Genomic DNA, 24,506 nt, shown 5'->3' with positions numbered 1-24,506 from the left:
TACCGGGGCTCCGCTCCTCATGTCCGGCGAAACCGCTGCCTACGGCCCCCTGGACAACCCCGCCCGAGCCATAACTTCACGGCCTTGGGACTAGCCCTATCCGGCCAGTGCGAACCACCCGAAGGGACAGTGCAGTTGGGATGAACCGTCCGCGCGGGTGACGCGTCCTGAACCTGTAAGAAGCGGTGCCGCGAAATCCCTGCGGATTGACGCCCGTGGGGCAACACTGGGTTCCGACGACTTATCACAACGGGGGGCGGCCATGAACGACACTTCTAGCCGCGGAACAGACACGACATCATCCGACTCAGCCGACGCAATCCCACCATCCCTCTCGACCCAGCGAAAGATCCCACCCATGTGCCAGCACCAGACCCAGTGCCCCTCAGCCGACTCCGCCGACCGGGAATCCGCCCGCCTCGTGGCACACCACCCGGAACAGGGATGGAGCCTGCTGTGCAACGGCGTGGTGCTCTTCGAGGACACCGGCGAGCTGCTGCCGGACGGCCGGGCCATCGCCCCGCACCGCCCGCTGGCCGGCCAGGTGATGACGGCCGCCTGAGGCCGTTCGGCGGGGTGACGCCCCGCCGGCAGACATGAGGGGCCGGCCGCAGGACATTCTGCGCACCGGCCCCGACGCATATCCGCGGGTCGTCACTGCCCGTCACCAGCCGCCACGTCCCGTTCCCGCCTCGCACGACTTCCCACGGATGCCCGTTTTCCGGAAGACTCCTAAAAGTTTCGCGGTCACCCGTCGACGGAGGTGGGGCAAGTGGGAGCACGTGGGGCCGACGCCGAGGGCAAGGTCACCATCACGGAGATCGCCCGGCAGGCCGGTGTGTCCGTGCCTACCGTGTCCCGGGTCGTCAACGGCCGGTCCGACGTGTCGCCGCAGACCCGGGCCCGGGTCGAGGACCTGCTGCGCCGACACGGCTACCGCAAGCGCCCCGCGGCCCCGGGCGCCCGTGCCGCCCTGCTCGACCTGGTCTTCAACGACCTCGACAGCCCCTGGGCCGTGGAGATCATCCGTGGGGTCGAGGAGGTCGCGCACGCATCCGGGGTCGGCACGGTGGTCTCGGCCATCCACGGGCGTTCGGGCGACGCCCGCGAGTGGATGCGCAACCTGCGGGCCCGCGCCTCCGACGGCGTCATCCTCGTGACGTCCGCCCTGGATCCGACCCTGCACGAGGTGCTGCGCATCCTCGGCGTTCCTCTGGTGGTCGTCGACCCGGCGGGCGCCCCCGCCCTGGACGCCCCCACGATCGGCGCCGCGAACTGGTCGGGCGGCATGGCGGCCACCGAGCACCTGCTGTCCCTCGGTCACCGCCGGATCGGCCTGATCGCCGGACCACCCCGGCTGCTGTGCTCCCGGGCCCGCTTGGACGGCTACCGCGCGGCCCTGGAAGGCGCCGGAATCACGATGGACGCCTCCCTCGTCGTCCCCGGCGACTTCCGCCCCGAGTCGGGGTTCACCGCCTGCACCACCCTGCTCGACCTTCCCGAGCCGCCGACCGCGCTGTTCGCGGCCAGCGACCAGATGGCACTCGGCGCGATCGAGGCGCTGCGCCGGCGTGGGCTGCGGGTGCCGCAGGACATGAGCGTGGTCGGCTTCGACGACCTTCCGGAGGTTCGCTGGTCGGCACCGCCCCTGACGACGGTCCGCCAGCCCCTGGCCGACATGGGCAAGCTCGCCGTGCGCACGGTGCTCCGCATGACCCGCGACGAGCAGCCGGACTCACCACGGGTGGAGCTGGGCACCGACCTGGTGGTCCGGGCGAGCACCGCGCCCCCCGCCTGACCTCCACCGCGAGGTGCGGCGCCCCGCCACCCCCTGTCCGGCAGGGCGCCGCCCGCCCCCGCTACCTCCCCCCGAGCGCCTCGCGCAGCGCGAAGTACGCCGGCTTGCGCCGCAGTTCCTCGTCCCACGGCAGGGCCGCGCCCTCGCCCGGGAAGAACGCCGGGATCCACGAGTACTTGTCGGTGTAGTCCCACAGCGTGACGCCGACGCACCGCCGTACCGCCAGGCACGCCTCGGTCACGTCGGCGTACCACTCGCCCTGCTGTGCCAGCTTCTCCTCGGTCGCGGGCAGTTGCATCCGGATGTCGACCTCGGTGAGCGCGGTGTCGAGACCGAGCCGGGAGAAGCGGCGGAGGTTGTCCTCCAGGGTGTCCGGATAACCGTACTGCAAGGCCAGGTGGGCCTGGAGGCCGATGCCGTGCAGCGGGACGCCCGCGGCCTTCAGCTCCTTTGCCAGGCGGTGGTAGGCGTCGCTCTTCGGGCCGATCCCCTCGATGTTGTAGTCGTTGAGGTAGAGCTTGACGCGTGGATCGGCCTGGTGCGCCCAGCGCAGGGCGTCGGCGATGTAGCCGGACCCGAGCGTCTTGTAGAAGACCGACTCCCGGTAGGTGCCGTCCTCGTTGAACGCCTCGTTGACGACGTCCCAGGCGAACACCTTGCCCCGGTAGTGCCGTACCTCGGTCTGGATGTGCTTCTTCAGTACGGCCCTCAGCTCCGGGGCCGTCCATTCCCTGCTCGTGAGCCACTCCGGCAGCTGGCTGTGCCAGACCAGGGTGTGGCCGCGCACCTTCTGCCGGTTGGCCCGGGCGAGGTTCACGATCTCGTCGCCCTGGGAGAAGTCGAACACGCCCTGCTCGGGCTCCGTCGCGTACCACTTCATGCCGTTGCCGGGCGTGATCTGGTCGAACTCGCTGCCGAGCAGGGCCTTGTACGGTCCGTCCACGAGCTCGGGGTTGTCGGTGGCGCTGCCGAAGTAGCGGCCGTGCCGCTGGGCGAGGTCGGCGAGAGTGGGCTGCTGGTGCCCCGCCTGGGCGGGCGTGCCGGCGCCGATGCCGACGGCGACCAGGAGCGCGGCGACGGCGCCGGCGAGTCTGAGACGGGTGGTGCGCATGGTGCGACTCCTCACGACGGGTGGGTGGGTAGAGCCGTACGTTCGTGGCGCGGGTCAGCCCTTGGTGGCGCCGGCGGTGAGGCCGCCGACGAGCTGACGCTCGGCGACCGAGTAGAAGGCGAGGGCGGGGACCATGGCCAGCACCAGATAGGCGAAGACCTTGGCGTAGTCGGCGGAGTACTGCCCCTGGAACTGCTGGACGCCGATCGGCAGCGTCCACCACTGGGAGTCGGTGAACACCAGCAGCGGCAGGAAGAAGTTGTTCCAGCTGGTGACGACGGCCAGCACGGAGACGGTGCCGAGCGCGGGCCGGGCCATGGGCAGCAGCACCCGCCAGAAGAAGCCGAAGGAACTGCACCCGTCGAGCGTGGCCGCCTCCTCCAGCTCGCCCGGGATCTGCCGGAAGAAGCCCCGCAGGATGATGATCGTCATCGGCAGTCCGAAGGCTGCCTGCGGGAGGATCACGCCGAGGGGGTTGTCCAGCAGGTCCAGGGAGCGCAGCAGCAGGAACAGCGGCAGGGCAGCCACCGCGAACGGGAACATCAGCCCCATGGTGAACAGCGTGAACAGCGCTTCCCGGCCCCGGAAGGCGAACCGTGCGAAGGAGAAGGCCGACAGGGCGGAGACCGCGACGATCAGGACGGTCGTACCGATCGCGATCAGCGTGCTGTTGCCGATCAGCCGCCAGAAGTCTCCCGAGCCGAGGATCTGGGTGTAGTTGGAGGTCACCCACGACTCGGGCAGACCGACCGGGTTGCGGGAGAGTTCGTCGGTGGACTTGAAGCCGGAGAGCGCGGCGTAGAGCAGGGGGACGGCCATGACCGCGCCGACGACGGTCAGGACGAGGTGCAGGCTCCAGGCCCTCCCCCGCGCCCGGCTCTTCTGACTGGCTGTCATTTTCCGTCACCCCGCATGGTCGTGGTGGCCCCCTCCAGGTCGCGCCGGAGGACGAACCGCTGGTAGGCGAGGGCGAAGACGAGGCTGATGCCGAACATGACGACGCTGATCGCGCTGGCGTAGCCGACCTGGTAGCGCTTGAAGCCGTACTGGAACATGGTCACGGCCATGGTCTCGGAGTGGTGGTCGGGGCCGCCCGCGGTGGTCACCCACACCAGGTCGAAGAGCTGGATCGATCCGATGACCGCCAGGAACACGCTGATGCGCAGGGTGGGCGCGAGCAGCGGCAGCGTGACGTTGCGGAACCGCTGCCAGGCACTCGCCCCGTCGATGAGCGCCGCCTCGGTCAGTTCCCGCGGGACGGCCTGGAGTCCGGCCAGGTACAGCATCATGTGGAAGCCGAAGTACTTCCAGGTCATGACCAGGAACACGGTCGCCATGACGGTGGACGGATCCGCGAACCACTCCCCGCCCAGCCCCTCCAGCCCGATCTTGCCGAGGACCTGGTCGGCGAAGCCGTCGTCCGGGGCGAAGAGCATGCCGAAGAGGATTCCGGTGATGGCCTCGGACAGGACGTACGGGGCGAAGAACAGCATCCGGTACACCGCCCGGCCGCGCATCCGCTGGTTGAGCAGGACGGCCATGGCGAGGGCGAACGGCAGTTGGAGAGCGAGCGACAGCACCACGAGAACGAGGCAGCGCCACAGGTCGCCGAGGAAGACGTCGTCCTTCAGGAGCCTGGTGAAGTTCTCGCCGCCGATGTAGTCGGAGGGCATGCCGAAGCCGCCCCAGCGGAAGAACGCGGCGTACAGGGCGAACAGCATCGGCAGCAGCACGAGCCCCAGGAACAGCACCAGGGCAGGGAGTTGGAAGCCGGCCGCGGTGAGCCAGTGCAGCGTGCGGCGCCGGGCCCGGCCCGTGGGCCGGGCCGCGGCCGGGGGCGGGGAACCGGCGCCGGGGCCGGTCCGTTTGTCCGGCAGGAACGTGGAGGTCATCGCCGGCTACTGCTCTTCCTTCGCGGTCTTCGTGATCGACTGGGCGACCTGCCCGGGCGACTTGGACCCGGCGATGAGCGCGGCCACGCTGTCGTTGACCTCCTGGCCGACGGCGGGCGCGTACGCCTGGTCGAGGTAGAGCTGGAAGCCGGTGGCCGCCTTCAGCTGCGCCTGTACGGCCTTGATGTTGGGGTCGGCGATGGCGCTCTCGGCCGCCGGGACCACGGGCAGCACACCGGTCTTCTTGACCAGTTCCAGATCGGTGGCTTCGGACGCGAAGAACTTGAGGAAGTCGACGGCCTCCTGCGGGGCGCCCCGGCGCAGTGCGTGTCCGCCGCCTCCGCCGAACACCTCGGTGATGGCGCCCTTGCCGCCCTCGACCGCGGGGAACGGGAAGAAGCCGAGGTCCTTGCCGAGGCCCTTGCCCGCGTCGGCCTGGACCGTGGGCGCCCACTGGCCCATGAGCTCCATGGCCGCCTTGCCGTTGCCGACGGTGGCGGCCTGGCCGGTGGGGGTGGAGTAGGCGGCGCCGAGGAAGCCCTTCTGGAACGGCCGGAGGCCGACGAGTTCTTTCAGGTGCTCGCCCGCCTCGACGAAGGGGGCCGTGGTGAAGTCCTTGTCGTCGTAGGCCTTCTGGAGCGCATCGGCGCCGGCGGTGCGCATCGCGAGGTAGGCCCAGTAGTACATGCCGGGCCACTTCTCCTTGCCGGCCAGGGCCAGCGGCGTGACCTCGGCGGCCTTCAGCTTGCGTATGGCGTCGAGGAAGTCGCTCCAGGTGGTCGGGGGCTCGGCGATGCCGGCCTTCTCGAAGAGCGCCTTGTTGTACCAGAAGCCGATCATGCCGATGTCGAACGGGATGCCGTAGGCCTGGTCGTCGAGCAGGTACGGCTCTCGGGCGACCGGCAGCAGGGCGTCGCCCCACGGCTTGGTGCGCTCCGTGAGGTTCTCGACGAGCCCGGCGTCGACCTGCTGCTTCAGCACGCCGCCGCCCCAGGTGTGGAAGATGTCGGGCAGCTTCCCGGAGGCGGTCAACGCCGTCATCTTCGACTTGTAGGCGTCGTTCTCCATCTGGACGATCTTTATCTTGACCTTGGGGTTCTGCACCTCGTACTTCCGGGCGAGAGCGGCCCAGACGCCCTTGGCAGGCTGGGTGGTGGAGATGTTCCACCATTCGATCGTGGTCGTCCCCGACGACCCTCCGTCCGAGTCCCCGCCGCATGCGGTCAGTGCCGTCATCCCCAGACCGGCCGCGGCGGAGGCCGCCAGGAAGCCGCGGCGGGACAGTGCCGGGTCGCCCATCATGCCCTCCTCGAAAGTTTCGAACTATATCCAGAAAGCTTCGTTGCTGCCGCACCCTAGAGACAGCGGCCAAAGGGTGGCAACCCCTTGTACGCGTTCAATCTCTCTGCGGAGCAGCGACCGGACGCGGTCGCGAAACATTCGGATCAACAGGCGAACATTCCGAAGGTCGCATGGCCGCGATCACACAGGGTGTCCGCGTTCGAGCCGCGAATCGGCAGCGCTCATTCCGTGGACGGAGTCGTCCCAGGGGGTCTCATCTCGCCTTTTCACCCCTGCGACCGCCCGGCCGGCCAGTCTTAACGGAAGCTTGACGCGCTCGGCCCCCTCTTTCATGGGCCACTGCATCACGCTCCGCTTACGCTGATCGGGCCGTCCAGTGATGGCCGGAAACCACACTGAGCCGCACACCGGGAGCACGTCGATGGCCACCACCGAGCACCCGGCACCGAGCCGTCCGGAGCCCACCCCACCCGGCCGTGTGCGCGCCTGGATGCTGGAAGGCCTGTCCGACATGGGCAAGGACGGTGGCCACACCGGGCCCCACTCCCAGCCGGAGCCCCCGCACCGGGGACAGCGCTGGTGGCGGGTGATGTGTCTGACCGGCGTCGACTACTTCTCGACCCTCGGCTACCAGCCGGGCATCGCGGCCCTGGCCGCCGGACTGCTGTCGCCGATCGCGACCATCGTCCTGGTCGTCGTCACCCTGGCCGGCGCCCTGCCCGTCTACCGCCGCGTGGCCGAGGAGAGCCCCCACGGCGAGGGCTCGATCGCGATGCTGGAACGGCTGCTCTCCTTCTGGCAGGGCAAGCTGTTCGTGCTGACCCTGCTGGGGTTCGCCGCCACCGACTTCCTCATCACCATCACGCTGTCGGCCGCCGACGCCTCCACCCACCTCGTGGAGAACCCCCATCTGACCGGTGCCCTGCACGACAAGCAGATGCTGATCACCCTCGTCCTGGTGGCCCTGCTCGGGGCGGTGTTCCTCAAGGGCTTCCTGGAGGCGATCGGCGTCGCGGTCGCCCTGGTCGGCGCCTACCTCGCGCTGAACGCGGTCGTGGTGGTCGTCGGCCTCTGCCACGTCATCACCGCCGGCCATGTGATCACCGACTGGTCGAGCGCCCTCACCACCCAGCACAGCAACGTCTTCGCCATGATCGGCGTCGCCCTGCTCGTCTTCCCGAAACTGGCGCTCGGGCTCTCCGGGTTCGAAACGGGCGTCGCCGTGATGCCGCACGTCCAGGGCGACCCGGACGACACGGAGGCACGGCCGACCGGCCGCATCCGCGACACGAAGAAGCTGCTCACCACGGCCGCGCTGATCATGAGCGTCTTCCTGATCACGACCAGCTTCATCACCACCCTGCTCATCCCGGAGAAGGAGTTCGAGGCGGGCGGCCAGGCCAACGGCCGTGCGCTCGCATACCTGGCGCACGACTACCTGGGCAACACCTTCGGCACGGTCTACGACGTCTCGACGATCGCCATCCTCTGGTTCGCCGGCGCGTCCGCGATGGCCGGCCTGCTCAACCTGATGCCGCGCTACCTGCCCCGCTACGGCATGGCCCCGCACTGGGCCCGCGCCGTGCGGCCCATGGTCATCGTCTTCACCCTGATCGCCTTCCTGGTGACCTGGATCTTCGACGCCGACGTCAACGCGCAGGGCGGTGCCTACGCCACCGGCGTGCTGGTCCTCATCAGCTCCGCCGCGATCGCGGTGACCATCGCCGCCCGCAAGGCCCGGCAGCGGAACTGGACCATCGCCTTCGCGGTGATCTCCGCGGTGTTCCTCTACACGACCGTGCTCAACGTCATCGAGCGCCCGGACGGCGTGAAGATCGGCGCCTGCTTCATCGCCGGCATCGTCCTGGTCTCCCTGCTGTCACGGCTGGCCCGGGCCTTCGAGCTGCGCGTGACCAGCGTGACGCTGGACGACATGGCGGAGCGCTTCGTCCGGGACGTGGCCAGCCGCCGGATGCGGTTCATCGCCAACGAGCCCGACCGGCGCGACATCGCCGAGTACCGCGACAAGATCGAGCAGATCCGCCACGACAACGACGTGTCCGGCCAGGAGGATTTCGTCTTCGTCGAGGTGACGGTGACCGACCCCTCCGAGTTCGAGGCGGGCCTGACCGTACGCGGTGAGGTGCTGCACGGCCGCTATCGCGTCCTGACCCTGGAGTCGTCCTCGATCCCCAACGCCCTGGCCGCGCTGCTGCTGCACGTCCGCGATGCGACGGGCCGCACCCCGCACATCTACTTCGAGTGGACCGAGGGCGGGCCCTTCGCCAACTTCCTGCGCTTCTTCCTGTTCGGGCAGGGCGAGGTCGCCCCGGTGACCCGCGAGGTCCTGCGGGAGGCGGAGCCGGACCGCAAGCGGCGGCCGAGGGTGCACGTGGGCTGAGTCGGGCCGTCGCGGTCAGGCGCTCGCGCTCTTCCTGCCGAAGCCCCTTCGCGGCGGGCGCACCGCGACCTGCCCGTAGTGGATCTCGCCCGTGATCCGTATCCGCAGCAGGACGGGGACGTCGGCCGGCCGGCGGGCCTTGATCTCGGAGAAGTTCAGCACCAGTCCGCCGGTGTCGACCACGACACCCGGCCGGGTCAGCAGCTTCAGGGCGCCTGCCCGCAGATCCAGGTCGATGTCCAGGGTGTCGTGGGTGATCACCGCGTCGGTGAAGTCCAGAGTCACCTCACCCCACGCCGAACGGATCTCCAGCCGCCGCGGCACCACCCAGCCGTCACCCCGGCGGGTCGAGGCCCCCTCCTGCCGGATCCGGACGACGTCCTCGGCCTCACCGGACGCCTGACCGGTCACCGCGGGCAGATCCGCCGTCAGCACGGCGAGCTCGCCCACCGTGCGCGCGGACAGCGCCGTCTCCAGCCGCTCCTCGAGCTCCTCCAGGGTGAGCCGCCCCTCACCCGCGGCGACGCGCAGCACGTCCACGACCTGGTCCCGGTCCGCGTGTGACGCCCTCACCTCGGGCGATCCACCGGTCCGCGCGATCTCGGCCGCCATCACTCCACCCCCGATCCCCCGGGCACGCCGCCCGGCCCGTCCACTCGACCACTCGACCACTCGACCACTCGACCACTCGACCACTCGACCACTCGACCACTAACGCTATATCGCGTTACACCCAACGGCCAACCCCGCAGCCGGCGTTCCCTCCCGGCGCCCCTATCGTGACCGGCATGCAGTCCTACACGATCGGCCAGGCAGCACGGCTGCTCGGCGTCAGCCCGGACACCGCCCGCCGCTGGGCGGACGCGGGCCGCATCACGACCCACCGCGACGAGGCCGGGCGACGGCTCGTCGACGGGCGTGACCTGGCCGCCTTCTCGGTCGAACTCGCCCGGTCCGGCACCGCCGAGGAGGACACCCCGTACACCTCGGCCCGCAACGCCTTCCCCGGCATCGTGACCGCGATCAGACTCGGCGACGTCGCCGCCCAGGTCGAGATCCAGGCCGGCCCGCACCGGCTCGTCTCCCTGCTCACCCGCGAGGCGGTGGAGGAACTGGGCCTGGAGGTCGGCATGGAGGCGACGGCCCGCGTGAAGTCGACCAATGTCCATATCGACCGCGTCTGAGGCCTGGAGGCAGAGGTCGACGGCCTGGAGGGCGAAGGTCGACTTCACGCGGGCCGAGGCGACGCAGACAATCTCATACCAGGCCGAACACCCCCACCGGGCTACCGTGCACTCATGAGCCTGAGCATCCGCAACCAGCTCCCCGGCACCGTCACCGCCGTCACCCCGGGCGAGGCCATGGCGACGGTCACGGTCCGCCTCGCCGGCGGCCAGGACCTCACCGCGGCGATCACCCGCGAAGCCGCGGAAGACCTCCGTCTCGCCCCGGGCACCGCCGTACGCGCCCTGATGAAGTCGACGGAGGTCTCCCTGGCGACCGCGCCCATCGAGGGCCTGTCGATCCGCAATCAGCTCCCCGGTACGGTCACCGGCCTGGCCGCCGGCGAGGCGATGGCATCCGTCCGCGTCACGGTGGAGGGCGGCGAACTGACCGCCGCCATCACCCGGGACGCCGCGGAGGGCCTGGCCCTCTCGCCCGGAACCCCCGTCGTCGCGCTGATCAAGGCGACCGAGGTGTCACTCGCCACCGCATGACTCGCCCGTACACGACGGGAGGGGCCCCGCACCGCGGAGCCCCTCCCTGTGACCGGTCGGCCGGTCGTCAGTCCTCGTACGCGTCCAGCGGCGGGCAGGAGCAGACGAGGTTCCGGTCGCCGTAGGCCTGGTCGATGCGGCGCACCGGCGGCCAGTACTTGTCGGCGGTCGACGCCCCGGCCGGGAAGACGGCCTCCTCACGGCTGTAGGCGTGCTCCCACTCCCCGGCGAGCGCGCCGGCGGTGTGCGGGGCGCCGCGCAGCGGGTTGTCCTCCGCGGGCCACTCGCCGGAGCCGACCTTCTCGATCTCCGCGCGGATGGCGATCATCGCCTCGCAGAAGCGGTCCAGCTCCGCCAGGTCCTCCGACTCGGTCGGCTCGATCATCAGCGTCCCGGCGACCGGGAACGACATGGTCGGCGCGTGGAAGCCGTAGTCGATCAGCCGCTTGGCGACGTCGTCGACGCTCACGCCGGTCGCCTTGGTCAGCGGCCGCAGGTCGATGATGCACTCGTGCGCGACGAGACCGCCGGGGCCGGTGTAGAGCACCGGGTAGTGCGGCTCCAGCCGCTTGGCGATGTAGTTGGCGCTGAGCACGGCCACCTGCGTCGCCCGCTTCAGCCCCGCGCCGCCCATGAGCCGGACGTACGCCCACGAGATGGGCAGGATGCCGGCGGAGCCCCACGGGGCCGCCGAGATGGGCCCGACGCCCGTCTTCGGGCCGGCCTCGGGCTGCAGCGGGTGGTTCGGCAGGTAGGGCGCGAGGTGCTCGCGCACCGCGACCGGGCCGACGCCGGGACCGCCGCCGCCGTGCGGGATGCAGAAGGTCTTGTGCAGGTTCAGGTGCGAGACGTCGCCGCCGAAGTGTCCCGGCTTGGCGAGCCCGACGAGCGCGTTGAGGTTGGCCCCGTCGACATAGACCTGCCCGCCCGCCTCGTGCACCTGCGCGCAGATGTCGGCGACGTGCTCCTCGAAAACACCGTGCGTGGACGGGTACGTGATCATGAGCACGGCCAGCTGCTCGCGGTACTGCTCGATCTTGGCCCGCAGGTCCTCGACGTCGATCTCGCCGTCCTCGGCGGTCTTCACGACGACGACCTTCATGCCGGCCATCACGGCGCTGGCGGCGTTGGTGCCGTGCGCCGACGACGGGATCAGGCACACGGTGCGCTGCTCGTCCCCGTTGGCCCGGTGGTACCCGCGGACGGCGAGCAGACCGGCCAGCTCGCCCTGCGACCCGGCGTTCGGCTGGAGGGAGACCTTGTCGTAGCCGGTGACCTCGGCGAGCCGGTCCTCCAGCTCGTGGATGAGGGTGAGGTAGCCCCCGGCCTGCTCGGCGGGTGCGAAGGGGTGCAACTGCCCGAACTCGGGCCAGGTGACCGGCTCCATCTCGGTGGTCGCGTTGAGCTTCATGGTGCAGGAGCCCAGCGGGATCATGCCCCGGTCGAGCGCGTAGTCGCGGTCGGCCAGCTTGCGCAGGTAGCGCAGCATGGCGGTCTCGGAGCGGTGCTGGTGGAAGACGGGGTGCGTCAGGTAGTCGTCGGTCCGCAGCAGCGCGGCCGGAAGCCCGTCCTCGGCGGCCGCGTCCAGCGCCTCGACGACACCTTCGACACCGAAGGCGGCCCACACGGCGCGCAGCTGGGCGCGCGTGGTGGTCTCGTCGCAGGCGATCGAGACGTGGTCGGCGTCGACGTGCCGCAGGTTGACCCCGTTGTCCCGGGCGGCGGCCACGACCTCGGCGGCCCGGCCCTCGACCCGCACGGTCAGGGTGTCGAAGTACGCCCCGTGCACAACCTCGACGCCGCCGCCCGCGAGCCCGGCGGCCAGGACCGTTGCGTACCGGTGGGTGCGCCGCGCGATGCCCTTCAGGCCCTCCGGGCCGTGGTAGACGGCGTACATGCCGGCCATGACGGCCAGCAGCACCTGCGCGGTGCAGATGTTGCTGGTCGCCTTCTCACGGCGGATGTGCTGCTCACGCGTCTGCAGCGCCAGCCGGTAGGCCTTGTTGCCGTCGACGTCCACCGACACGCCGACGAGCCGCCCGGGCAGGCTGCGCGCCATCTTGTCCTGGACCGCCATGTAGCCGGCGTGCGGTCCGCCGAAGCCCATGGGGACGCCGAAGCGCTGCGTCGTACCGACGGCGATGTCCGCCCCGAGCTCACCGGGCGACTTCAGCAGCGTCAGCGCCAGCAGGTCGGCGGCGACGGTGACGAGCGCCCCGAGCTCGTGCGCCCGGTCGATGACCGGCTTGATGTCCCGCACGGCGCCGGAGGCACCCGGGTACTGGAGCAGCACGCCGTTGATCTCGCGCTCGGCGATCTCGGCGGGGATGCCCTCGCTGAGGTCGGCGACGACGATCTCGACGCCGGTCGGCTCGGCGCGGGTCTGGATCACGGCGATGGTCTGCGGCAGGGTGTCCGCGTCGACCAGGAACAGGCCCTTCTTGTTCTTGCCCAGACGCCGCGACAGCGCCATGGCCTCGGCGGCCGCGGTGCCCTCGTCGAGCAGGGAGGCGCCCGAGGTCGGCAGCCCGGTCAGCTCGGCGACCATGGTCTGGAAGTTGAGCAGCGCCTCGAGCCGGCCCTGCGAGATCTCCGGCTGGTACGGCGTGTAGGCCGTGTACCAGGACGGGTTCTCCATGACGTTGCGCATGATGACCGGCGGCGTGAACGTGCCGTGGTAGCCGAGACCGATCATGGAGCCGAGGACCTGGTTGCGGTCGGCGAGGGAGCGCAGCTCGGCGATCACCTCGGCCTCGCTGCGGGCACCCGGGAGGTCCAGTGCCTCGGCGCTCTTGATCACGGCCGGAACCGCGGCGGCCGTGAGCTCGTCCAGCGAGCCGTAGCCGACCTGGGCGAGCATCTTGGCGCAGGCCTCGTGGTCGGGGCCGATGTGGCGCTGCTCGAAGGGGACTGCCTCTTCGAGCTCGGAGAGCGGAATGCGGTGGGCGGTCATTACGGAGGCCTCCTGGTCGACACGACCTGCGAGGGGCACCACGGCACGGGTACCCGGACGGCCTCCCCCTCTGTCATCTCAACCTGAGAGCTTCACCGGATCGCCCGAAGGCCTCCGGCTTTCACCGTCGGTGAGAGCGGACGCCGTCGACACCCGCCCTGCTTTCCAGAGTGACCTCGTCCGTGCGGTACGTGAGCCTGAGAGATTCCGGGGAGGATTTGCTCCTTCGGCGCCTCCGATGATGTCTGGAGGACTCTCCCGCGCGGGGTCAACAGCCGTTGCTAGCGTACCAGCGAGGTCAACGCACGAACCTTCGAGTGGCCGCATCCCCACTTGTACCGTTTTGTAGTGTTTACGAATGAGGTGCGACCATGTGGAGGGCCCGTGCGAACCGATATCGATCCGCGCAACCTGATCGGCCGCAAGGCGTTCGACCGCAACGGGACCAGGATCGGCACGATCGACGAGGTCTACCTCGACGACGCCACCGGCGAACCGGAGTGGGCGGCCATACGGACCGGCCTGTTCAGCAGGGACGCCTTCGTCCCCCTGGAGCCCAGCGAACTGATCGAGGGTGCCCTCCACGTCCCCTTCGAACGCGCTCTGATCAAGGACGCCCCCGACTTCGGCGTGGGCCGCCACCTCTCCCCCGAGCAGGAACTGCAGCTCTACCACCACTACGGCCTCGACGTCGCTGCCCCGCCCCCGCTGCCGGACCACGACTTCGGCAAGCTCGCGGGCACCGACGAGACGGCCTGAGACTCCGCCCCGGGCACGCCGCCTCCCCCATCCGGCCCCCGTAACACCAACGGCAACGGATCCGCCGCCTCCAGGTCCGGATCGTCGACCCGGAACGTCCGCACCCGCCCGGGCTCCGAGTCGGGCGTCTCGAACCGTACGGTGACCCGCCCGAGGCCGCTGCCCTGCACCCATCCGTGCCCGAACTCGGCGTGCCGCACGTCGTGCCCGGCGGGCCACCGCCGCTCGGCGAGCGACGGCTGCTCCTCGGCCGCCGCCGCGGCGTGCTCCTCGACCGGACGCTCCGCGACCGCCCGCTCCCCCGCCGCCTGGGCGAACAGGTCCTCCTGCGTGTAGTCGGCGAGGCCGCTGACCCCCACCCCGAGGAGCCTCACCCCACCGGTCGTATCGACCGAGTCCAGCAGTCTGGCCGCCGCCTCGCGGATCACCGCGGGATCGTCCGTGGGCCCGCGCAGCGTCTCGGACCGGGTGAGCGTCGAGAAGTCGTACCGCCGCACCTTCAGCACGATCGTCCGCCCCGACAGCCCGGCCCCGCGCAGCCTGCGCACACAGCGCTCGGCGAGCCGCTGCACCTCCAGCCCGACCCGCGTCCGGTCATGGATGTCCACGTCGTAGGTGTCCTCGACCGACACCGATTTCGTCTCGCGCTCCGCCACCACCGGCCGGTCGTCGCGCGCCAGGGCCATGGCGTACAGACCGTGCCCGTGCGCCTTCCCCAGCAGCCGGACCAGTTCGTCCTCGCCCGCCTCGACGATCTCCTCGACCGTGGTGATTCCGGCCCGTCTCAGATGGTCCCCCGTCGCCGGCCCCACCCCGGGCAGCGTCCGCACCGGCATCGGCCCGAGCATCGCCCGTTCGGTCCCCGGCTCGATCACCACCAGCCCGTCGGGCTTGGCCTCCTCCGAGGCGATCTTCGCGAGCATCTTGGAGGCGGCGAGCCCCACCGACCCCGTGAGACCCGTGACGGCCCGTATGTCCGCGCGCAGCTTGACCCCGGCCAGCCGCGCCGACGGCTCGTCCCAGGCCACTCCCCCGGCCTCCAGGTCCACGAACGCCTCGTCCAGACTCAGCGGCTCCACCAGAGGCGACAGCGCACGCAGCAGCTCCATCACCCGCTCGCTGATCGACTTGTAGAGCGTGAAGCGCGGCACGAGATACGCGGCGTTGGGAGCGAGCCGCCGGGCCTGCCCCATGGGCATCGCCGAATGCACCCCGAAGACCCGCGCCTCGTACGACGCGGTCGCCACCACCCCACGCGGCCCGAGCCCGCCCACGACCACGGCCTTCCCCCGCAGACTCGGCTTGGACGCCTGCTCCACCGAAGCGAAGAAGGCATCCATGTCGAGATGCAGGATCGTGGGCGCGGTTCTCACAACTCCGATGCTGCCCTACGCCACTGACAACGCCCCGCGCGGCAACCCCGGACGCCCCACCGGAAGCCGTTGTGGTACCCCCTGGCACCAGCTTACGGCCGGGCGCGGAAACGTCCCTCCTCCTGCGACCGCGTACATCCCGCGCCGCCCGACGGATCAGACGGCCCGGTTCCGGCGGCGCGCCAGCTCGTCCGCCGGGTTGGGCCCCACCAGGGTCTCGCCGGTGTCGATGCGCTCACCGTGCAGCTGGGACAGGGCGCTCTCGACGTCCCGCCACACCACGCCCACGGCGATCCCGAACACCCCTTGGCCGCCCTGGAGCAGGGCATGAACCTCATCGGGCGAGGTGCACTCGTAGACCGTCGCGCCGTCGCTCATCAGCGTCATGCGCTCCAGATCACTGAAACCGCGTTCCCTGAGGTGCTGGACGGCCGTGCGGATGTTCTGCAGCGACACCCCGGTGTCGAGGAACCGCTTGACGATCTTCAGGACGACCACGTCCCGGAAGCTGTACAGCCGCTGCGTCCCCGACCCGTAGGCGGGACGCACGCTCGGCTCGACGAGCCCCGTGCGGGCCCAGTAGTCCAACTGCCGGTAGGTGATACCGGCGGCCGCACAGGCCGTGGGGCCGCGATAGCCGATCTGCTCGGACGCCATGGACGTCGTCCCTCCGCTGCTCGGCACCGCTGTCGGTCGCTGCGGAGCGTGATCGGCCGCACCACCGGGCTGGGGGCACCCCCCGCCCGGCAGGGGCCGTGAGCCGGGGGGAGGGTACGGACCGCTCGCCCTGAGACTGCGCTCGGGGCCGCCCCCAGCCGTACCGTCGCCGCTGCTTCTCACGCCGACCTCCGTCCTTGACCTGCCTTCTCGACGGTAGGCAGTCACCAGGGGTGCGTCAACGATCGCCACACTCGCCACGCCGAGTGATAATCACCCTGAGAGTGGTTTCCCGTGCCCCACCGCGGGGAAAGGCTAGCCGAATGCGTCCGGCGAGAACCGTATGACGCTCTCACGCGCCACCGGCACATGCGGGCATTTCGCCCATGACACAAACGGCGGGCGGCCCGGTCACGGACCACACCGTCCGTCGGGCCGCCCACACGACTGTTCCGACCGCTGCCGCTCCTCGAGCAGCTCACTGACTGCTGGTGCCGAAGTCCTCCGGAGAGATCTGGTCGAGGAACTCGCGGAACTTCTCCACCTCGTCCTCCTGCTCGTCCGGGATCGCGATACCGGCGTCGTCGAGCACCGTGTCACTGCCGTAGATCGGCGTCCCGGTGCGCAGCGCGAGTGCTATGGCGTCGGACGGGCGGGCGCTCACCTCGACGCCGCTGGCGAAGACCAGCTCCGCGTAGAAGACGCCCTCACGCAGGTCCGTGATGCGCACTTCCGTGAGCTCCTGGCCGACGGCTTCCAGCACGTCCTTGAACAGGTCGTGTGTCAGCGGCCGCGCGGGAGCCATCCCCTGCTGGGCGAAGGCGATCGCCGTCGCCTCCCCCGGACCGATCCAAATGGGGAGGTAACGGTCGCCTCCCACTTCACGCAGCAGCACGATCGGTTGGTTGGAGGGCATTTCGACCCGGACACCTACGACATCGAGCTCGTTCACACAGCAACCCTAGGCCGTGCTCGGGACGTTTGGGTAGTCGGGCCGGGACAGGGCGCCTGATCCGGCCCCTGGTAGCCGGCCGCCTCAGGGCAGTCGTACCCCGAGCGCCGTCTGCACCAGAGCGGCGTGCAGCTTCACCGTGAGCCCCGCCAGCTCCTTGGTCCGGGCCTCGGCATGGGCCCTGGTCTGCGGGTTGCGGTGCCGCCTGAGCGGGGCCACGACCTGGTCCACGAGACCGGCCTCCCGCTCCGCGGCGGCCTTCATGGGCCGCAGGTGCCGCGGTTCGATGCCGAACCGTCCGAGTTCGACGACGAGCAGGGCGACGGTGACCGCCTCTGCGTCGTACGCCCCGTCCTCCAGTGGAGTGAGGAGGCCGTAGGACTCCCACTCCTTGAGCTCCTGCTCGTCGACGCCGACGGCGGCGAGCAGCTCATCCCGCCCGATCCTGGCCGCTGTGGGCCCCTCGGGCGGCTCGGAGACGGACACACCGTCCCGCTGACGCCCCACGACCGGCAGCTGCAAGGCCTCACCGCGCTCCATGGCCTCCAGGTGCTCCCGGATCACCCTCAGGGGCAGATAGTGGTCCCGCTGCATCCTCAGGACGTGACCGAGGCGTTCGACGTCATGGGCGCTGAACTTGCGATACCCCGACGGGGTCCGCTGCGGCTCGATGAGCCCTTCCGACTCCAGGAAGCGGATCTTGGAGATGGTCACTTCGGGAAACTCGTCGCGCAGCGCGTTCAGCACCGCGCCGATGCTCAGCAGCCCCCTGTCCGTGGCAGCGGTGCCGTGTCCGGCACCGCCGCTCGGTGTTTGAAGCATGGACCTTCCCTGACGGATGGACCTTCGCCGAGGCCTGTCCGGACCGAGCCCGGTCAGTAGCCCCGCTGGCTGGCGTAGAAGACCAGCCGGTACTTGCCGATCTGCACCTCGTCGCCGTTGTTCAGGGCGACCTGGTCGATCCGCTCCCGGTTCACATACGTGCCGTTCAGGCTGCCCACGTCGGCCACCGTGAACGACCCGTCCTGGCCACGGCGGAACTCCACGTGCCGCCGGGACACCGTCACGTCGTCCAGGAAGATGTCGCTCTGCGGGTGCCGACCGGCCGTGGTCAGGTCGCCGTCCAGCAGGAAGCGGCTGCCCGAGTTCGGCCCGCGGCGCACCACCAGGAGCGCGGAGCCCAGCGGCAGCGCGTCGACGGCGGCCTGAGCCTCCGGCGACAGGGTCGGCATCGGCGTCTGGCCGGTGGTCTCGCTGTCGTAGGCCTCGAGACCGGAGATGGAGATTGTGGAGGTCGTCTCGGACGGACGCTCCGGCGCAGCCCCCGCCCTCAGCGGCGCGCCGCAGTTGGAGCAGAAACGGCTGTTCTCCGCGTTGCGGTTACCGCACCTCGTACACACCAGGGCCGACATCGGATCCTCCTGCCGCGGCTGCCCACCGGGGGCGTTGGACGCATACGGGTCGGAAAACCCTCCACCCGCACTTGAGGTTGACGGTTGCCCGAAACCTATGCCGCCGGGCTGCGCAGGGTCAACCGACGGCGCGCCCTGACCACCGGAAACATCGCCGCCCGGGCCGCCGACCTGGTCCCGGAACAGCGGCCGCTGGCCCTCCGCGTCAGGCTGTGCGCGATGGCGAGCGGTCGCATTGTCGCTGCCTTCTCGCGCGCTCTTGCCGAACAACTTCGCAAACAACTTCACGGGCGATTCCCCTTGACCGAAACAGACCCGCCCGTGGGGCAGGACGAACCCTGACTGAACACTCTGGCCGACCCGGACATCCTGACAACGTCCGTCTGCACCAGACAGTTTCCACCACGCACCGCCCATTCGGTGCGCCGACCCCCCGCAACCTCATGCCCTCGCCGAACGCCGCCCATGCACCCCCGGTTCACTGCGACGACGACCGAGCGTAGTCAGGCCGCTTCGCTGCTCGCAAGGCGTCCACAACGATGTCGGTGGACCGCTCGATCGTGACGGTGGCCTGTTCCTTCTCGAGAGTCTGCACCACACCTCCGGGGATGTTGAGCGCCGGCTCGAGGTCCTGCGACTTGCCGATGACCTTGAAACGATAGGGCGCGTTGATCTTGTTCCCGTCGACGCCCACACCCTTGCCCGAGTCCGTGAGATACGTGCTCGCGACCACCCGTACGCCGTTGACCTGGATCGCCTCCGCACCCGCCGCGCGCAGCTCCTGGATCGCGTCGAGCAGCATGTCCGCCTCGACCGTCCCCTTCGTGTCCTGGATCGTCATGGTGATGCCGGGCCCCTGCGCGGCCACCGTGCCCGCGAGGATGCCGAGTTGCCTCTCCTTCTCGATCGTCTGCTTCCGGGCCTCCTCGGCCTGGTCAGAGCTGTTCTCCAGCTCGTCGCGCTGCTTCTCGAGACCTTGCTTCTCGTCCTCAAGACGTTGAGTACGGTCATCCAGTTCATCGAGGATGCGAACAAGATCTTCCTGACGCGCGCCACGCAGGGCACTGTCGCTGTCGCTGTTCGAGGCCACCTGCACCGCCAGCCCGAATCCGAGACCGAAGAGCAGCACCGCGACGATGAGTTGTGCCCGGGTGACACGCGGCGGCCACACCCCCTGCACCAGCCGCTGCCGCCCGGTCAGCCGCGGCTCGGGGTCCGGCTTCGGTTCCGGCGCCTGCTGTGGTTCCCCTGCCTGCCTGCGCTCCGGCTCCTCGGGAGTCTCCTCGGCGGCGGGCGCGGCCGCGGGCACCTCCTGGGGCAGCTCCTTGCGCAGCCCGTTCCCAAACCCGGCGCTGTCGTCGCGCGCGTCGCCCCGCTCCTCGGCGGGCTTGTCCTCGTGCTCGCTCATCGGCCTCACGCCCGGAACACGTGCCGGCGGATCGCCGCGGCGTTGGAGAAGATCCGGATGCCGAGGACGACCACCACACCGGTGGACAGCTGGGCGCCCACGCCCAGCTTGTCGCCCAGGAACACGATCAGCGCGGCCACCACCACGTTCGACAGGAACGACACCACGAAGACCTTGTCGTCGAAGATGCCGTCGAGCATGGCCCGCAGACCGCCGAAGACGGCGTCGAGCGCCGCCACGACGGCGATCGGCAGATAAGGCTCGACCACCGCCGGAACCTCAGGCCGGACCAACAGGCCGGCCACGACTCCCACGACGAGGCCCAGTACGGCGATCACGATGTGCCCTTCTCGCTCTTCTCAATGCTCGGCTGTGCTGTACGTACGGTCACACTCGGTGCGGCAGGCAGCCGGAGGTCGTCCTCCACGGAGATGCCTGTCCTGATGCCGTAGTTCTCCTGCAGCGCGTTCAGATACAACCCGTCCGCACTGTTCTGGAACCGCGTGCTCAGCCGCTGCCCGTCCCCCACCGCCAGCACCGTGTACGGCGGTACCAGCGGCTTGTTGTCGACCAGTATGGCGTCCCCCGCTGCCCTGATCGCGGACAGCGCCGTCAGCCGCTGCCCGTTGATCGAGACGGCCTCGGCGCCCGACTCCCACAGCCCGTTGACCACGCGCTGCATGTCCCGGTCACGCACCCGCCCGGTGTCGGAGAAACCGGAGGTCTCACGCGGGTCGCCATCGCCGCCCGAGGCGGCTTCCTTGGCGTCGTTCACCACGAGCTTCACACCGGGGCCGTGCACCGCGACCGCGCCGGACAGGAGGCCCACAAGATCGGAGCCCGCGCTGCCACCGCTGTGCTTCAGTGCCTCGCGCTGCCGTGCGCTCACGTCCCCGCGCAGCTCGTCGACGGAGTCCTCCAGCTTGTCCGCCGCCTCGGTCTCCCGGTCGATGCGGTCGACCAGCTCTTCCCGCTCCTTGGCCACGACCGGCGCGGCAACCCGCGCCTGCGCCGCTCCGACGGTCACGACCAGGGCCGCGAGCACCAGTCCGGCGGCGAGCCCCAGCTTCGCCCTGAGCGTCTTCGGCATGCCGCTGGCGCCCGCCGCCTTCTTGCGCTCGGCGGCCTCGGCGTATCCGTCGTCGAGGCTGTGGTCCATGACGTTGGTGAGCAACGACATGGACGCGTCCGGACGCCGGGGCCGCGTGGGTGTGCTCCGAATGGGGGGTTGCTGCGGCATGCCGCACATCGTCGCACGTCGCGAGCACTACCTCCGAACGGCCCCACCGGCGTGCCGGACAGGCCCCGTTGGGGACACTTGTCCGGCACGCACGCGTGCAGCCCGTTCTACCGGCCGGCGCTGTCCACGACCGCCGACCATTCGTCCAGCAGGGCCTGCGCGGAAGCGTCGTCCGGCCCTTCGGCCCACAGGTGGGTGACGGCCTCGGCCGGGTCGGGCAGCACCATCACCCAGCGGCCGTCGGTCTCCACCACCCGCACACCGTCCGTGGTGTCCACGAAACGATCTCCGGCCGCTTCGACGACCCGCCGCATCACGAGCCCCTTGACGGCCCACGGGGTCGCCAGATCGCGCTTCAGGACGTGCGCCCGCGGAATGCGCGCGTCGATCTGGCTGAGTGTGAGCTGCGTCCGCGCCACGAGTCCGATGAGCCGCACGAAGGCCGCGGTGGCGTCGTACACGCTGCTGAACTCGGGGACGATGAAGCCGCCCTTGCCGTCACCGCCGAAGATCGTCCCTTCCTCGCCGCCGACGCGCGTGAGGTCGTCGGGAGAAGTGGTCGTCCACTCGACCTGCGTCCCGTGGTACGCCGCCACCTGCTCGGCGATCCGGGTCGTGGTCACCGGAAGCGCGACCCGTCCGCTGCGCCGCTCGGCGGCGACGAGGTCCAGCATCACGAGCAGCGCCCGGTCGTCCTCGATGATCCGGCCCTTCTCGTCGACGAGTGACAGCCGCTCACCGACGGGGTCGAACCGCACACCGAACGCGGCGCCCGAGGACGCCACGATCTCCCCGAGCCGCACCATCCCCGACCGCCGCATGTCGGCCGTCTCGGTCGGCCTGGACTCGTCGAGACCGGGGTTGATCGTCAGCGAGTCGACCCCGAGCTTGCCGAGCAGGCTCGGCAGCACCAGTCCCGCGCTTCCGTTGGACGCGTCCACGACGACCTTCAGGCCGGAGTCCGCGATCCCGGTGGTGTCGACGTTGCGCAGCAGCGACCCGGTGTACGAGTCGAAGACACTGGCCGGGAAGTGCAGGTCACCGATCTCACCGGGGAAGGCTCGGCGGTACTCCTGCCGCGCGAACACCCGGTCCAGCTTCCGCTGGCTCCCCTGCGAGAGGTCGGCACCCTGCCCGTCGAAGAACATGATGTCGACGGAGTCCGGCACACCGGGCGTGGTACGGATCATGATGCCGCCCGCACTGCCGCGCGCGGTCTGCTGCCGGGCCACGGGCAGCGGCACGTTCTCCAGGTCCCGCACGTCGATCGCGCTGGCCTGCAGCGCGGAGATCACCGCCCGCTTCAACGCACGTGCACCACGCGAATGGTCCCGGGCCGTGGTGACGGTCGAGCCCTTCTTCAGCGTCGTGGCGTACGCGCCCGCGAGACGCACCGCGAGTTCCGGCGTGATCTCCACGTTGAGGATGCCGGAGACACCACGGGCACCGAAGAGGTGCGCCTGGCCCCTGGATTCCCAGATCACCGAGGTGTTGACGAAGGCGCCGGCCTCGATGGTCTTGAACGGGTAGACCCGAACATTGCCCTGGACGATCGATTCTTCACCGATCAGGCACTCATCACCGATGACTGCCCCGTCTTCTATCCGCGCCGCACGCATGATGTCGGTGTTCTTACCGACCACGCAGCCGCGCAGATTGCTGTGGGGTCCGACGTAGACGTTGTCGTGGACGACGGCCTTGTGCAGAAACGCGCCGCTCTTGACGACCACGTTGGAGCCTACGACGGTGTGCTCACGGATTTCGGAGCCGGCCTCGACCTTGGCGTAGTCACCGATATAGACGGGTCCACGGAGAACGGCGTCCGGATGGACCTCCGCTCCTTCGGCGACCCACACGCCAGGGGAGATCTCGAAACCGTCGATGTCGACGTCGACCTTGCCCTCCAGGACGTCGGCCTGCGCCTTCACATAGCTCTCGTGCGTGCCGACGTCCTCCCAGTAGCCCTCGGCGATGTAGCCATAGATGGGCTTGCCTTCCTTCATGAGCTGCGGGAAGACGTCACCGGACCAGTCGACGGGCACATCGGGCTCGACGTAGTCGAAGACCTCGGGCTCCATCACGTAGATGCCGGTGTTCACGGTGTCGGAGAAGACCTGGCCCCAGGTGGGCTTCTCGAGGAAGCGCTCCACCTTGCCTTCCTCGTCGACAATGGTGATCCCGAATTCCAGCGGATTGGGCACACGCGTCAGGCAGACCGTGACCAGCGCACCCTTCTCCTTGTGGAAATTGATGAGCTCGGTGAGGTCGAAATCCGTCAGCGCATCGCCGGAGATGACGAGGAAGGCATCGTCCTTCAGCGCTTCCTCGGCGTTCTTGACGCTTCCGGCGGTACCGAGTGGCTTCTCCTCATTGGCATAGGTGAGCTCCATACCGAGCTCTTCGCCGTCACCGAAATAGTTCTTGACGAGCGAAGCCAGGAACTGGACAGTCACGACTGTTTCGTTGAGCCCATGCCTTTTGAGCAGCCGAAGAACATGCTCCATGATCGGCCGGTTGGCCACCGGCAGGAGCGGCTTGGGCATGCTTGAGGTCATGGGGCGAAGGCGTGTGCCTTCACCTCCGGCCATCACGACGGCCTTCATGTCGGAAGCGTCCTCCTCAAAGAGACGGTCTAGCCGACTTCCCCCGCCAGGATTGTCCCTCACTTATCCAGCACGGGCCATCGCTCCGCTACGGCAGCAGGACCATCCGAGAGTTCAATCGGCCATGGCGTCCGCACGGACCAGGCGGCGGACTTGTACCACGTAGAGGACTCCTGCCCACCAGTACAGCGTTGTACCCCATCCGGCGAACGCCCATCCGAAAATGGCAGCCAGTGACGAGATCCAGCCGCTTCCGTCACTGAGCAGAAGCAGGGGGAAGGCGTACATCAGGTTGAAGGTGGCGGCCTTACCCAGGAAGTTCACCTGGGGCGGAGGATAGCCGTGCCGGCGGAGGATGCCCACCATCACCAGCAGAACGAGCTCCCGCGCCAGAAGTACAGCGGTCAACCAGAGGGGCAGAATCTCCCGCCAGGTGAGGCCGACCAGGGTCGAGAGAATGTAGAGCCGGTCAGCCGCGGGGTCGAGGAGCCGGCCGAGGCTGCTGATCTGGTTCCAGCGCCGCGCGAGCTTGCCGTCCAGATAGTCGCTGACGCCGCTCAGGGCCAGTACCAGAAGGGCCCACCCGTCACTCTTGGGCCCACCGAACTCAGGACGCAGGATCAGCCACAGGAAGACGGGCACGCCGACGAGGCGGGCCATACTGAGGATGTTCGGGATGGTGAGCACACGGTCCGTCTGGACGCGAGTCTCCTGAACCTCCACCCGGGGGCCTCCTGTGGGAAACGAGCCAACGATGCTCCCTGACCTTACCTCAACGCAAAAAGGCTCTGGCTCTTGGGCTGTACACCCAAGAGCCAGAGCTATAAAAGGAGTTCGGCGGCGTCCTACTCTCCCACAGGGTCCCCCCTGCAGTACCATCGGCGCTGTAAGGCTTAGCTTCCGGGTTCGGAATGTAACCGGGCGTTT

Annotated in this window: 22 protein-coding genes, 1 rRNA gene and 1 riboswitch; of the genes, 6 read left to right on the top strand and 17 right to left on the bottom strand. The window is 69.5% G+C overall.

All coding sequences use genetic code 11. The features are described from left to right. Positions 1 to 358 precede the first annotated feature (358 nt). Together HDC93_RS36710 and HDC93_RS36705 are read left to right on the top strand one after the other, a co-directional pair. Positions 359 to 562, top strand: coding sequence for a DUF5999 family protein (locus HDC93_RS36710; RefSeq protein WP_030835828.1), 204 nt, complete (start codon positions 359 to 361; stop codon positions 560 to 562). 210 nt (positions 563 to 772) lie between these two features. Beyond that, positions 773 to 1,798 carry a LacI family DNA-binding transcriptional regulator gene (locus HDC93_RS36705; protein WP_311774725.1) on the top strand — a complete coding sequence of 342 codons (1,026 nt, stop codon included), beginning with the start codon at positions 773 to 775 and terminating at the stop codon, positions 1,796 to 1,798. A 61-nt stretch (positions 1,799 to 1,859) separates the two neighbouring features. Here HDC93_RS36705 and HDC93_RS36700 read toward each other — a convergent pair whose 3' ends face one another. Genes HDC93_RS36700 through HDC93_RS36685 form a run of 4 tightly spaced genes read right to left on the bottom strand, consistent with a single transcriptional unit; the run spans position 1,860 to position 6,100 of the window. Next, entirely contained in the window at positions 1,860 to 2,909 is a 1,050-nt protein-coding gene (locus tag HDC93_RS36700) for an endo-1,4-beta-xylanase (RefSeq protein ID WP_185015105.1), read from the bottom strand. A 54-nt stretch (positions 2,910 to 2,963) separates the two neighbouring features. Then, positions 2,964 to 3,806 carry a carbohydrate ABC transporter permease gene (locus tag HDC93_RS36695; protein ID WP_185015104.1) on the bottom strand — a complete coding sequence of 281 codons (843 nt, stop codon included), beginning with the start codon at positions 3,804 to 3,806 and terminating at the stop codon, positions 2,964 to 2,966. Beyond that, entirely contained in the window at positions 3,803 to 4,801 is a 999-nt protein-coding gene (locus HDC93_RS36690) for a carbohydrate ABC transporter permease (RefSeq protein ID WP_185015103.1), read from the bottom strand. The genes HDC93_RS36695 and HDC93_RS36690 overlap by 4 nt, the downstream gene beginning before the upstream one ends. A gap of 6 nt (positions 4,802 to 4,807) precedes the next feature. After that, positions 4,808 to 6,100 (bottom strand): extracellular solute-binding protein, encoded by a 1,293-nt coding sequence (locus HDC93_RS36685; RefSeq protein ID WP_185015108.1) that lies wholly within the window; start codon positions 6,098 to 6,100, stop codon positions 4,808 to 4,810. Between the two features lie 424 nt (positions 6,101 to 6,524). Here HDC93_RS36685 and HDC93_RS36680 point away from each other — a divergent pair, with 424 nt between their 5' ends. Next, the gene (locus HDC93_RS36680; protein ID WP_185015102.1) at positions 6,525 to 8,504 is read left to right on the top strand and encodes an APC family permease; all 1,980 of its coding nucleotides are present in this window, start codon (positions 6,525 to 6,527) and stop codon (positions 8,502 to 8,504) included. 15 nt (positions 8,505 to 8,519) lie between these two features. Here the strand turns inward: HDC93_RS36680 and HDC93_RS36675 are convergent, their stop codons facing one another. Continuing rightward, positions 8,520 to 9,116, bottom strand: coding sequence for a DUF1707 domain-containing protein (locus HDC93_RS36675; RefSeq protein ID WP_185015101.1), 597 nt, complete (start codon positions 9,114 to 9,116; stop codon positions 8,520 to 8,522). A gap of 176 nt (positions 9,117 to 9,292) precedes the next feature. Between HDC93_RS36675 and HDC93_RS36670 the strand changes: the two genes are divergently transcribed. Continuing rightward, positions 9,293 to 9,688, top strand: a complete 396-nt coding sequence (locus HDC93_RS36670) for a molybdopterin-binding protein (RefSeq protein WP_185015100.1) — start codon at positions 9,293 to 9,295, stop codon at positions 9,686 to 9,688. 114 nt (positions 9,689 to 9,802) lie between these two features. Then, positions 9,803 to 10,222 carry a molybdopterin-binding protein gene (locus tag HDC93_RS36665; protein ID WP_185015099.1) on the top strand — a complete coding sequence of 140 codons (420 nt, stop codon included), beginning with the start codon at positions 9,803 to 9,805 and terminating at the stop codon, positions 10,220 to 10,222. Between the two features lie 67 nt (positions 10,223 to 10,289). Here the strand turns inward: HDC93_RS36665 and gcvP are convergent, their stop codons facing one another. After that, positions 10,290 to 13,175: an aminomethyl-transferring glycine dehydrogenase gene (gene gcvP, locus HDC93_RS36660; protein ID WP_185015098.1), complete on the bottom strand. Its 2,886-nt coding sequence runs from the start codon at positions 13,173 to 13,175 to the stop codon at positions 10,290 to 10,292. Between the two features lie 175 nt (positions 13,176 to 13,350). Next, a riboswitch (glycine riboswitch) is annotated at positions 13,351 to 13,446 on the bottom strand. Between the two features lie 113 nt (positions 13,447 to 13,559). On the opposite strand from gcvP, the gene HDC93_RS36655 reads away from it, so the two are divergent. Continuing rightward, complete coding sequence (locus HDC93_RS36655) at positions 13,560 to 13,934, top strand: PRC-barrel domain-containing protein (protein ID WP_031104789.1); 375 nt, start codon at positions 13,560 to 13,562, stop codon at positions 13,932 to 13,934. On the opposite strand, the gene HDC93_RS36650 is transcribed toward HDC93_RS36655, so the two are convergent. The 11 genes from HDC93_RS36650 to rrf form a co-directional block, all read right to left on the bottom strand. Then, entirely contained in the window at positions 13,853 to 15,307 is a 1,455-nt protein-coding gene (locus tag HDC93_RS36650) for a DNA polymerase IV (protein WP_185015097.1), read from the bottom strand. The two genes, HDC93_RS36655 and HDC93_RS36650, sit on opposite strands and share 82 nt — an antisense overlap. A gap of 156 nt (positions 15,308 to 15,463) precedes the next feature. Next, positions 15,464 to 16,147: a MerR family transcriptional regulator gene (locus HDC93_RS36645; RefSeq protein ID WP_142165133.1), complete on the bottom strand. Its 684-nt coding sequence runs from the start codon at positions 16,145 to 16,147 to the stop codon at positions 15,464 to 15,466. A gap of 295 nt (positions 16,148 to 16,442) precedes the next feature. After that, positions 16,443 to 16,916, bottom strand: coding sequence for a bifunctional nuclease family protein (locus HDC93_RS36640; RefSeq protein WP_026253112.1), 474 nt, complete (start codon positions 16,914 to 16,916; stop codon positions 16,443 to 16,445). A gap of 84 nt (positions 16,917 to 17,000) precedes the next feature. Continuing rightward, a complete protein-coding gene (locus HDC93_RS36635; protein ID WP_185015096.1) occupies positions 17,001 to 17,738 on the bottom strand; it encodes a MerR family transcriptional regulator in 738 nt (245 codons plus the stop codon). Positions 17,739 to 17,791: 53 nt separating this feature from the next. Continuing rightward, positions 17,792 to 18,745, bottom strand: a complete 954-nt coding sequence (locus HDC93_RS36630) for an FHA domain-containing protein (RefSeq protein ID WP_185015095.1) — start codon at positions 18,743 to 18,745, stop codon at positions 17,792 to 17,794. A gap of 61 nt (positions 18,746 to 18,806) precedes the next feature. After that, positions 18,807 to 19,736, bottom strand: a complete 930-nt coding sequence (locus HDC93_RS36625) for a DUF881 domain-containing protein (RefSeq protein WP_260419986.1) — start codon at positions 19,734 to 19,736, stop codon at positions 18,807 to 18,809. A 5-nt stretch (positions 19,737 to 19,741) separates the two neighbouring features. Further along, positions 19,742 to 20,074, bottom strand: coding sequence for a small basic family protein (locus tag HDC93_RS36620; RefSeq protein WP_003988855.1), 333 nt, complete (start codon positions 20,072 to 20,074; stop codon positions 19,742 to 19,744). Next, positions 20,071 to 20,985 (bottom strand): DUF881 domain-containing protein, encoded by a 915-nt coding sequence (locus tag HDC93_RS36615; RefSeq protein ID WP_185015094.1) that lies wholly within the window; start codon positions 20,983 to 20,985, stop codon positions 20,071 to 20,073. The genes HDC93_RS36620 and HDC93_RS36615 overlap by 4 nt, the downstream gene beginning before the upstream one ends. Before the next feature lie 98 nt (positions 20,986 to 21,083). After that, positions 21,084 to 23,579, bottom strand: coding sequence for a mannose-1-phosphate guanyltransferase (locus tag HDC93_RS36610; RefSeq protein WP_185015093.1), 2,496 nt, complete (start codon positions 23,577 to 23,579; stop codon positions 21,084 to 21,086). 114 nt (positions 23,580 to 23,693) lie between these two features. After that, entirely contained in the window at positions 23,694 to 24,302 is a 609-nt protein-coding gene (locus HDC93_RS36605) for a CDP-alcohol phosphatidyltransferase family protein (RefSeq protein WP_185015092.1), read from the bottom strand. Positions 24,303 to 24,411: 109 nt separating this feature from the next. Continuing rightward, a 5S ribosomal RNA gene (gene rrf / locus HDC93_RS36600) occupies positions 24,412 to 24,506 on the bottom strand; the annotation flags it as partial.

It is taken from the genome of Streptomyces sp. AK010 (assembly GCF_014207295.1).
Taxonomy (GTDB): domain Bacteria; phylum Actinomycetota; class Actinomycetes; order Streptomycetales; family Streptomycetaceae; genus Streptomyces; species Streptomyces massasporeus.
Note: the sequence above shows the minus strand (reverse complement) of the source record. Positions and strands in the feature narration are given on the sequence as shown.